General features: G+C 67.2%; 3 protein-coding genes and 3 pseudogenes. 1 reads left to right on the plus strand and 5 read right to left on the minus strand.

The genetic code is table 11. From position 1 onward, the window contains the following. From AD428_RS17620 to AD428_RS25340, 3 genes and pseudogenes are all read right to left on the minus strand, one after another. Positions 1-648: pseudogene (locus AD428_RS17620) on the minus strand (ribonucleotide-diphosphate reductase subunit beta); the annotation flags it as partial. Between the two features lie 19 nt (positions 649-667). Then, entirely contained in the window at positions 668-3,598 is a 2,931-nt protein-coding gene (locus AD428_RS17625; protein WP_053246041.1) for a ribonucleoside-diphosphate reductase subunit alpha, read from the minus strand. A 306-nt stretch (positions 3,599-3,904) separates the two neighbouring features. Next, positions 3,905-7,425, minus strand: a pseudogene (locus AD428_RS25340) (indolepyruvate ferredoxin oxidoreductase family protein). Positions 7,426-7,616: 191 nt separating this feature from the next. Between AD428_RS25340 and AD428_RS17645 the strand changes: the two are divergent. Next, entirely contained in the window at positions 7,617-8,066 is a 450-nt protein-coding gene (locus AD428_RS17645; protein ID WP_053246044.1) for an Lrp/AsnC family transcriptional regulator, read from the plus strand. A 45-nt stretch (positions 8,067-8,111) separates the two neighbouring features. Here AD428_RS17645 and AD428_RS17650 read toward each other — a convergent pair whose 3' ends face one another. Both AD428_RS17650 and AD428_RS17655 read right to left on the minus strand, forming a co-directional pair. Continuing rightward, the gene (locus tag AD428_RS17650; RefSeq protein WP_053246045.1) at positions 8,112-9,077 is read right to left on the minus strand and encodes a Bug family tripartite tricarboxylate transporter substrate binding protein; all 966 of its coding nucleotides are present in this window, start codon (positions 9,075-9,077) and stop codon (positions 8,112-8,114) included. Between the two features lie 113 nt (positions 9,078-9,190). After that, a pseudogene (locus tag AD428_RS17655) lies at positions 9,191-9,471 on the minus strand (alpha/beta hydrolase); the annotation flags it as partial.

Raw genomic sequence — 9,471 nt, forward strand, 5'->3', positions numbered from 1 at the left:
CGATCACGTCGATGAACGGGATCAGGAATTCATCCTTGGCGCGGATGGACGGAACCTCGTTGTAGGCGTTGAAGATCTCGGCTTCGTCCAGGTCGAGGCTTTCGACGATGTATTGATAGGCGTGCGTGTGGATGGCTTCTTCGAAGGCCTGGCGCAGCAGGAACTGGCGGCATTCGGGCGCCGTGATGTGGCGGTAGGTGCCCAGCACGATGTTGTTCGCGGCCAGGGAGTCGGCCGTGACGAAGAAGCCCAGGTTGCGCTTGACGATGCGGCGCTCGTCCTCGGTGAGCCCGTTGGGGTTCTTCCAGAGGGCGATGTCGCGCGACATGTTGATTTCTTGCGGCATCCAGTGGTTGGCGCAAGTGGCCAGGTATTTTTCCCAGGCCCACTTGTACTTGAACGGCACCAGCTGGTTGACGTCCGTCTTGCCGTTGATGATGCGCTTGTCGGCAACCTTCACGCGCTGCGAGGTGGCGCTGCCGCTGGCCGCCAGGCGGCCGCATGCTGCGGCGCGGCCGGGGTGGGCAGGGCGGCGTCGCCGAACACCCCCGTGGCCGGGCGCACGTCCGCGCCCGGCTGCCCGCCCGCGGCGGGCGCGGACGGCTGGACGGATTGCGTGGCGAGGTTGTCGTCTTCCCAATTAATCATGATTCATTCTCCGGAGCGGTTATTGGCAGGCTTCGCACTCTTCGAAGCCGGGATCGCCCGGCCGCATGGTGCAAACCGCCCCGAGAACTTCGGGTTCGGGCAAAACAGGCGCTGCGGCCACAGGCGAGGCGGCGGCATGGCCGCCGGCGCTGACGGCGTTCAGTTCGCCGCCGCGACCCGTGGATTTTTCGGCGCTGGTGGCGCCCAGGGTGCGCAGGTAGTAAGTGGTCTTGAGGCCACGCTTCCAGGCGAGCTTGTAGGTGTCGTCGAGTTTCTTGCCCGAGGCGCCGGCCATGTAGATGTTCAGCGATTGGGCCTGGTCGATCCACTTCTGCCGGCGCGACGCGCATTCCACCAGCCAGCGCGGTTCGACTTCGAACGCGGTGGCGTAGAGTTCGCGGAGTTCGGAAGGTACGCGATCGATGCGGGACAGGCTGCCGTCGAAGTACTTGAGGTCGGCGACCATGACTTCGTCCCAGAGACCGAGTTTCTTCAGGTCACGCACGAGATATTCGTTGACGACCGTGAACTCGCCGGAGAGATTCGATTTGACGTACAAGTTCTGGAATGTGGGTTCGATGCACGCAGATACGCCAATGATATTGGAAATCGTCGCCGTTGGGGCGATCGCAATGCAATTGGAGTTGCGCATGCCGTGCTCTTTGATGCGCGCGCGCAACGCGTCCCAATCGAGCGTGCTCGACGTATCGACTTCGACATTGCCGCCGCGTTCTTCGGCCAGCATCTTCAGCGTGTCCTGCGGCAGGATGCCGCGCGACCACAGCGAGCCTTCATACGACTGATAGCGGCCGCGTTCTTCGGCGAGTTCGCTCGAGGCCCAGTACGCGTGATAGCACACGGCTTCCATCGAGCGGTCGGCGAATTCCACGGCGGCCTGCGACGCGTACGGCACGCGCATCATCTGCAGGCAGTCCTGGAAGCCCATGATGCCCATGCCCACCGGACGATGGCGCAGGTTGGAGTTGCGCGCCTTGTCGACGGCGTAATAGTTGATGTCGATCACGTTGTCGAGCATGCGCATGGCGATGCGCACCGTACGCTTGATCTTGTCGTGGTCGAGCTCGAAGCCGCCGCCGGCCGCGGGCTTCATGTGCGCCACCAGGTTCACCGAACCCAGGTTGCACACCGCGATTTCCGACTCGTTGGTGTTGAGCGTGATCTCGGTGCACAGGTTGGAGCTGTGCACCACGCCCACGTGCTGCTGCGGCGAGCGGATATTGCACGGATCCTTGAACGTGATCCACGGGTGGCCGGTTTCGAACAGCATCGAGAGCATCTTGCGCCACAGCGTGACGGCCGGCATCTTCTTGTAGAGCTTGAGCTCGCCGCTGGCGACCTTGGCTTCGTAGCCCAGGTAGGCCGCTTCGAAGGCCTTGCCGTACTTGTCATGCAGGTCGGGGCAGTCGGACGGCGAGAACAGCGTCCATTCGCCGTTTTCCATGACGCGCTTCATGAACAGGTCGGGAATCCAGTTTGCCGTGTTCATGTCGTGCGTGCGGCGGCGCTCGTCGCCGGTGTTCTTGCGCAGCTCGAGGAATTCCTCGATGTCCAGGTGCCACGTTTCGAGGTACGTGCACACGGCGCCCTTGCGCTTGCCGCCCTGGTTCACCGCGACGGCAGTGTCGTTGACCACCTTCAGGAACGGCACCACGCCCTGGCTTTCGCCGTTGGTGCCCTTGATGTGGCTGCGCAGCGCGCGCACGGGCGTCCAGTCGTTGCCCAGGCCGCCGGCGTACTTGGCCAGCAGCGCGTTTTCCTTGATGGCGTCGTAGATGCCCTCGAGGTCGTCGGACACGGTGGTCAGGTAGCACGAGGAGAGCTGCGAGTGCAGCGTGCCCGAGTTGAACAGCGTGGGCGTGGAGCTCATGAAGTCGAACGAGGACAGGATCTCGTAGAACTCGATGGCGCGCGCCTCGCGGTCGGTTTCGCGCAGCGCCAGGCCCATGGCCACGCGCATGAAGAACACCTGGGGCAGTTCGATGCGGGTGCCCTTGATGTGCAGGAAGTAGCGGTCGTACAGGGTCTGCAGGCCGAGATAGCCGAACTGCAGGTCGCGGCGCGCGTCCAGCGCCTGGCCCAGCTTGGCCAGGTCGAACGAGGCCAGCTCGGGCGACAGCAGTCCGCCTTCGATGCCGCGCTGCACGAAGACCGGGAAGTAGGCGGCGTAGCGCGTGGCCATGTCGGCCTGCGAGACTTCCTCGCCCAGCACTTCCTTGCGGATCGTGTGCAGCAGCAGGCGGGCGGTGACCTGGCTATAGGCCGGGTCTTTCTCGACCAGGGCGCGCGCGGACAGGATGGCAGACTTGAAGACTTCGTCCACGGGAATGCCGTCGTACAGATTCTTGACGGTTTCCTTCAGGATGGTCTCGGTGTCGATGAACTCGGCCAGGCCTTCGCCGGCGGCTTCGATGGTGGCGCGCAGCGCGGCCTGGTCCAGCGGGCGGCGCTGGCCGTTCTCGGTCACATGCAGGACGTGTTCCTGCGGCGCGGCGGCGGCCTTTTCCTGGCTTTCGGCGGTCACGCGAGCGGCGCGCTCCTGCGCGCGCTTCTCGCGGTACAGCACGTAGGCGCGGGCCACGTCATGCTCGCCCGAGCGCATCAGCGCCAGTTCGACCTGGTCCTGCACGTCCTCGATGTGGAAGGTGCCGCCGTTGGGACGGTTGCGCACCAGCGCGTTGACGGCCTGGGCGGTCAGTTTTTCGACCAGTTCGCGCACGCGCGCGGAGGCGGCGCCCTGGCCGCCATTGACCGCCAGGAAGGCCTTGGTCATGGCAATGGCGATCTTGTTGGGCTCGAACGCCACCACCGACCCGTTGCGGCGGATGATGTTGTAGCTGGCCCATTGCCCGCCGTTGGAGGCGGCGGGAGAGTCGGTCTGAGAAGGCGGCACGGCGGAGGGCCGGGTCACAGAGGCGATCGTAGTCTGCATGGAAGCTCCTGTGCGAAGAAAGCGAAGGTGGCGGCACGGCGGATGGACGCCGTACACGTGCGAATGAGTCTGATCTTGATGCGAGGCACCGCGCTGGGAGCAATCGCGAAAGGCAAGGTCCGCCCAGGGGGCAGCGCCGGGAAAAACACAATATGTAGTGTAGCACCCCGTGTTAGGCACTAATTCTAGTGATCGAGTGCGACACCCACAAGAAGAAGATAAATTTTGCTCACAAAAGATTGTTACTAAATGCACTGGGCGCGCCAGCATTGGCGCGCCCAGGTAGAGACGGCGTAAAGCAAGCGTTTATGCGGTCTTCCGCAGGGGCTCGTCGCGCGGTGCAGGCGCCATATAGCTTTGCATGCGGCGCGCGAGTTCTTCACGGTATTTCCGCAGGCTGGCCGCCTTGACGTGACCGTAGCCCCGGATGGTTTCCGCAAGGCCGGCGATTGTAGCCGCTTGGCCGATCTTGTCGTGCTCCAGGCCGGCCAGCAACTGTTCCACCGTTTGCCGGTATTCCTGCACCAGCGCGCGCTCGGCGCGCCGCTCGGCGGTATGGCCGAAAGGATCGAGCCAGGTGCCGCGCAGCCCCTTCAGGCGGGCCAGCACCTTCATGGCGCCCAGGGTCCACGGGCCCAGCGTCATCTTGCGCGGCACGCCGGTGCGGGGATCCTTGCGGGCGAAGATGGGCGGGGCCATGTGAAAGCGCAGGCTGTAGTCGCCCTCGAACTGGCTCTCGAGCTGCGCCTTGAAGGCCGGGGCCGTGTACAGGCGGGCCACTTCGTACTCGTCCTTGTAGGCCATGAGCTTGTAAAGGCCGCGGGCCACAGCCAGGGCCAGCCGCGGGGTGCGGGCTTCGGGCGCCAGCTCGCGCCTCGCGGGCGCCACGCGGTCCACGACACCCGGTAGCTCGCGGGCGTAGGCGGCGTTCTGGTAGGCGGTGAGATCTTCGACGCGGCGCGCCACGGCGCGTTCATAGGATTCGGGCACATGGAGCTGCACGACCTGGGCGCGCGGGCGCAGCACGCCTTCCAGCGCCTCGGGGTGCTGCGCGGCCAGCCGCCCGCTGTCGAACGCGGCGCGGTTGCCGCCACGGCCACGCCGTTGAGCTCGATGGCGCGCACGATGGCGGCATGCGACAGCGGCACCGTGCCGCGCTGCCAGGCGTGGCCCAGCATGAACATATTGGACAGGATGCTGTCGCCGAACAGCGCCAGCGCCGCCTCGTGCGCGTCCAGCGCGGCGGTGTGGGCCTTCGCCGGCGGCATGCCGGATCTTGGCCAGCAGCGCGTCGGGGTGCATGGCGGCATCGGGATTGCGGGTGAAATCGGACACCGGCGCCACGTAGGTGTTGACGGTGACGCGGGTGTGCCCGCGCCGCAGCGCGCCCAGCGAATCGGGGGCCACGGCGGCGACCGGGTCGCACAGAATGGCCGCGTCGGCCTGCTGCCAGTCCAGCCGCACGGGGCGGCCGGCGCGCCCGGCGGCGCCAGGCGGATGTGGCTCACCACGGTGCCCCCTTTCTGCGCCAGGCCGGTCAGGTCGAGCACCGCGGCCGACAGTCCTTCGAGATGGGCGGCCATGGAAACGATGGCGCCGATGGTGATGACGCCGGTGCCTCCCATGCCGGCCACCAGCAGGCGGTAGGGCCGCTCCCGCGGCGGGCAGCTCGGGCATGGCAGGGCGGCGATCCGGGCCGCCAGCTTTTCCTGGTCGGGCCGGGGCGCGGCGCTCTTGCGCAGCTTGCCGCCCATGACCGAGACGAAGCTGGGGCAGAACCCTTCGGCGCAGGAATAGTCCTTGTTGCAGCTCGACTGGTCGATGGCGCGCTTGCGGCCGTAGGGCGTTTCCAGCGGCACCACCGACAGGCAGTTCGACTGCACGCCGCAGTCGCCGCAGCCTTCGCATACCGCGCTGTTGATCAGCATGCGGCGCGGCGGGTCGGGAAACTGGTTCTTCTTGCGGCGGCGGCGCTTCTCGGCCGCGCAGGTCTGGTCGTGGATCAGCACGGTCACGCCCGGGGTTTCGCGCAGCTCGCGCTGCAGGGCGTCCAGCTCGCGCCGGTGGTGCACCCGTATGCCGGGTCCCAGGTCCACGCCGCGGTATTTTTCGGGCTCGTCGCTGGTGACGACGATGCGCGCCACGTTCTCGCCGCGCAGCTGCTGGCAGATCTGCGGCACGGAAATGGGGCCGTCCACCGGCTGCCCGCCGGTCATGGCGACGGCGTCGTTGAACAGGATCTTGTAGGTGATGTTGGCGCGGCGGCCACCGCCTGGCGTATGGCCAGGTAGCCGGAGTGGTAGTAGGTGCCTTCGCCCATGTTCTGGAACACGTGCTGCATGCGGGTGTAGCGCGACAGGCCGATCCAGTCCACGCCTTCGCCGCCCATCTGCGTCAGGCCGCCGGTGTCGCGGTCCATCCAGGCGGCCATGTAGTGGCATCCCACGCCCGACAGCGCCTGGCTGCCTTCGGGCACCCGCGTGGACGTGCTGTGCGGACAGCCCGAACAGAAATAGGGGCGGCGGCGCATGCCGTCGGCCTCGTTGGACAGCGGCGCCGGGCAGGCGAAGGCGGCCGGATCGGCCAGCGCGGTCAGGCCGGCCGTGCGCCGCAGCCAGCCGGCCAGCGGCGCGGCCAGCAGCGAGGGGCGCAGCTGGCCTGCCGCGGTCACCATGGGTTCGTCGTCAAGCCCCTTCTTGCCGCACACGGTGGGCCGCTGCGGCAGGTTGAACAGCAGGTCCTTGATCTGGGTTTCGACCACCGCGCCCTTTTCTTCGACGACGAGAATGTGCGAGAGGCCGCGCGCGAAGTCGAGCAGGCGGCCCGGGTCCAGCGGCCAGGTCAGGCCGGGTTTGTAGATGCGCACCGGGGCGTGGGCCGTCACGGTGTCCACGCCCAGCCGTTCGAGCGCTTCCATGGCGTCCAGGTGCGCCTTGCCCACGGTGACGATGCCTGCCGTGGCGCGGGGCGCCGGACAGACCAGGCGGTCGATGCTGTGGCGACGCGCGAAGGCGGCCACCGCCTTCATGCGCTGGTGCATGCGCGTCTCGATGGCCAGCGACAGGAACTCGCGCGCCGAGTATTCGAGCGATCCGGCGGGCTGCCCGGGGTCTTCGGGCATGTCGTAGCGTTCGGGCTCGGCGGGCAGGAAGGAATGCCCGCTTTCCACGGTTTCGGACACTGCCTTGAAGGCCACCCAGGTGCCGGCGTAGCGCGACAGCGCCCAGCCCCAGAGGCCGAAGGTTTCGTATTCCTCGACGGAGGCCGGGTGCACGATGGGCATCTGCCAGCCGATCAGCGAGGCCTCGCTCGCATGCGGAATGGACGACGAAACCGCGGTGTGGTCGTCGCCCACCACCACCAGCACGCCGCCGTAGCGCGACGGCGCCGGCCGCGTTGCCGTGGTGCAGGGCGTCGCCGGCGCGGTCCACGCCGGGGCCCTTGCCGTACCACATGGCGAAGACGCCGTCGACCTTGCGGTCGGCCCGCACCCCGGCCTGCTGGGTGCCCATGACGGCGGTGGCCGCCATGTCTTCATTGATGCCGGGCAGGAAGCTGATCTGGTTGGCGTCCAGCGCCTTCTGGGCTTTCCACAGGGCCATATCCACGCCGCCCAGGGGCGAGCCCCGGTAGCCCGAGACGAAGCCCGCGGTGTTCAGGCCGCGTTCGCGGTCGAGCCGGCGCTGGGTGAGCAGCATGCGCACCAGCGCCTGCGTGCCGGTAAGAAAAATGCGGCCGTTCGCGCGGGTGAGGTTGTCGGCGAGCTGGTAATCCAGATCGAGCGGGTGCCCGGGGGTGCGCGTGCCGGCGGCGGGTGTACCGTCCATGGGGATGTCTCCTGGTTTGCACCATGATAGGTTCGCCAGGGCACGCTTTTATTGCGTTATTGGATCGTGCAATCCCTATAATACGAAACAGATATTTCGTTTGCGAGCAAACCCAAGCCGGAAACGCGCCAACAGCGCGCCGCCGCCCCGCGCGGCCCGCAAAACCGACGAGAAACGAGGAGACAACCGCCATGGACAAGACCGACATCGGCATCCTGAAAGCCCTGCAGGAAGACGGGCGCGCATCGGCGCAGCAACTGTCGGAAAAGGTGGGCCTGTCGGCCGCGCCGGTGTGGCGGCGGGTCAAGGCGCTGGAGGCCAGCGGCGTGATCCAGGGCTACAGCGCCCAGGTCGACCGCGCCAAGGTGGGGCTGGGTTGCATGTTCGCCCAGATCAGCCTGGAGCGGCATTCGGCCAGCACCGTGGAGAATTTCGAGCGCTCGGTGCGCGACGCGCCCGAAATCCTGGAATGCTATGCCGTCACGGGCGACTCGGACTTCCTGCTCAAGATCCTGGTGGAAAGTCCCGAAGCCTATGACCGCTTCCTGCACCGCTTCCTGTTCAACATGCCCGGCATCCGCCAGACCCGCACCATCGTCGCGCTGCGCGAGATCAAGCACGAGCAGCGGCTGCCGCTGTAGGCAGGCCCGCCGCGCCATCTCTATATATAGAGAGATGGCGCAATCTCATTGGGGCTGGATGCCGGAGATGCGTATCCACTCTTTCCAGCGCTGCGCGTCTTCCTTGACGAAGGCGTCGAAGCGCGCGACGTCCATGCCCTGGGGAGCCAGGCCGAGCGCGCGCAGCTTGCCGGCCGTGGTTTCGTCCTTCACGGCCGCCTGCAGGTAGCCGTTCATTTTTTCCACCACTTCTTGCGGCGTGCCCGCGGGCGCGGACAGGCCCAGCCACCCGGCGACCACGAAGCCCGGATAGTACGAGGCCATGGTGGGCACATCGGGCCAGGACGGCTGGCGCGTCTCGCCCGTAACGGCGATGGGCAGCAGGCCCTTGCCCTCCACCTGGCCCATGGCCGTGAGATAGTCCACGAAGGCAAATCCGATCTGCTTGCCGCGCAGGTCGGTGATGATCTGGGTGACGTTCTTGTAGGCCGCTCCAGTCACGTTGATGTCGGCGCGCTGTTTGAACAGCTCGGCCGGCACCTGGGACGACGAACTGTAATAGCCGAAGAACACCGCGCCCGGATGCGCCTTGGCGTAGGCCACCAGCTCGGGCACGCTGCGGTAGGGACTGTCCGGCGCCACGATGCCGACGGAGCCGAAGGTGCCCAGCAGGCCGACCTGGGCGAAGTCCTTCTGCGCATCGTAGGGCAGGCTCTTATAGAGGTATTGGTTGGCGGCGTGGGTGGAATTGGTCGAGATCAGAAAGGTGTAGCCGTCGGGCGCGGCATTCTTGGCGGCGTGCGTGCCCACAATGCCGCCCGCGCCGGGTCGGTCTTCCACCACCACGGTCTGTCCGGTCTGCCGGCCCAGGAACTGGGCGAACGTGCGCGCGGTGAGATCCGCCGCGCCGCCCGCTGCCGAGGGCACGAGAATGGTGACGGGCCGCTCGGGCCAGCCGGCGGCCTGCGCCGCCGCGGAAAGCGCCAGCGCGGCGCCGAGCAGGGGGATGCGAGGGATGAAAGAGGCGGGCATGCTTGTCTCCTGTGGCGCCGGACGCGCCGAATGGTCTTGTAAATGTCAGCGGAAGCGGCCGCGCAGCCATGCCAGGATCGCCGCGGCGCTTTCTTCCCACTGGTCCGAATACATCATGCAGTGCGGCTGGCGCGGCAGCACGGCATGGTCGAAGCCACGCCGCGCGATGCGGCGCCCTGGCCGGGCGGATGCCGGTCATGCGTGTCCAGGCCCGCCTCCAGGCACAGGCCCGGCGCGCGGACGGCGTCCGCCGGCACCGGCACGCGCAGCAGGTAGCGGTCGTTGAGCACTGCCGGGCTTTCGGCGCACAGCCGCGCCTCCACGGCGGAAACGTCGCGGTCGCGGGGCGCGGCCAGGAAACGGGCCTGGATTTCCCCGCGCCCCGGCGGCCGCC

The organism is Achromobacter sp. DMS1 (assembly GCF_001270295.1).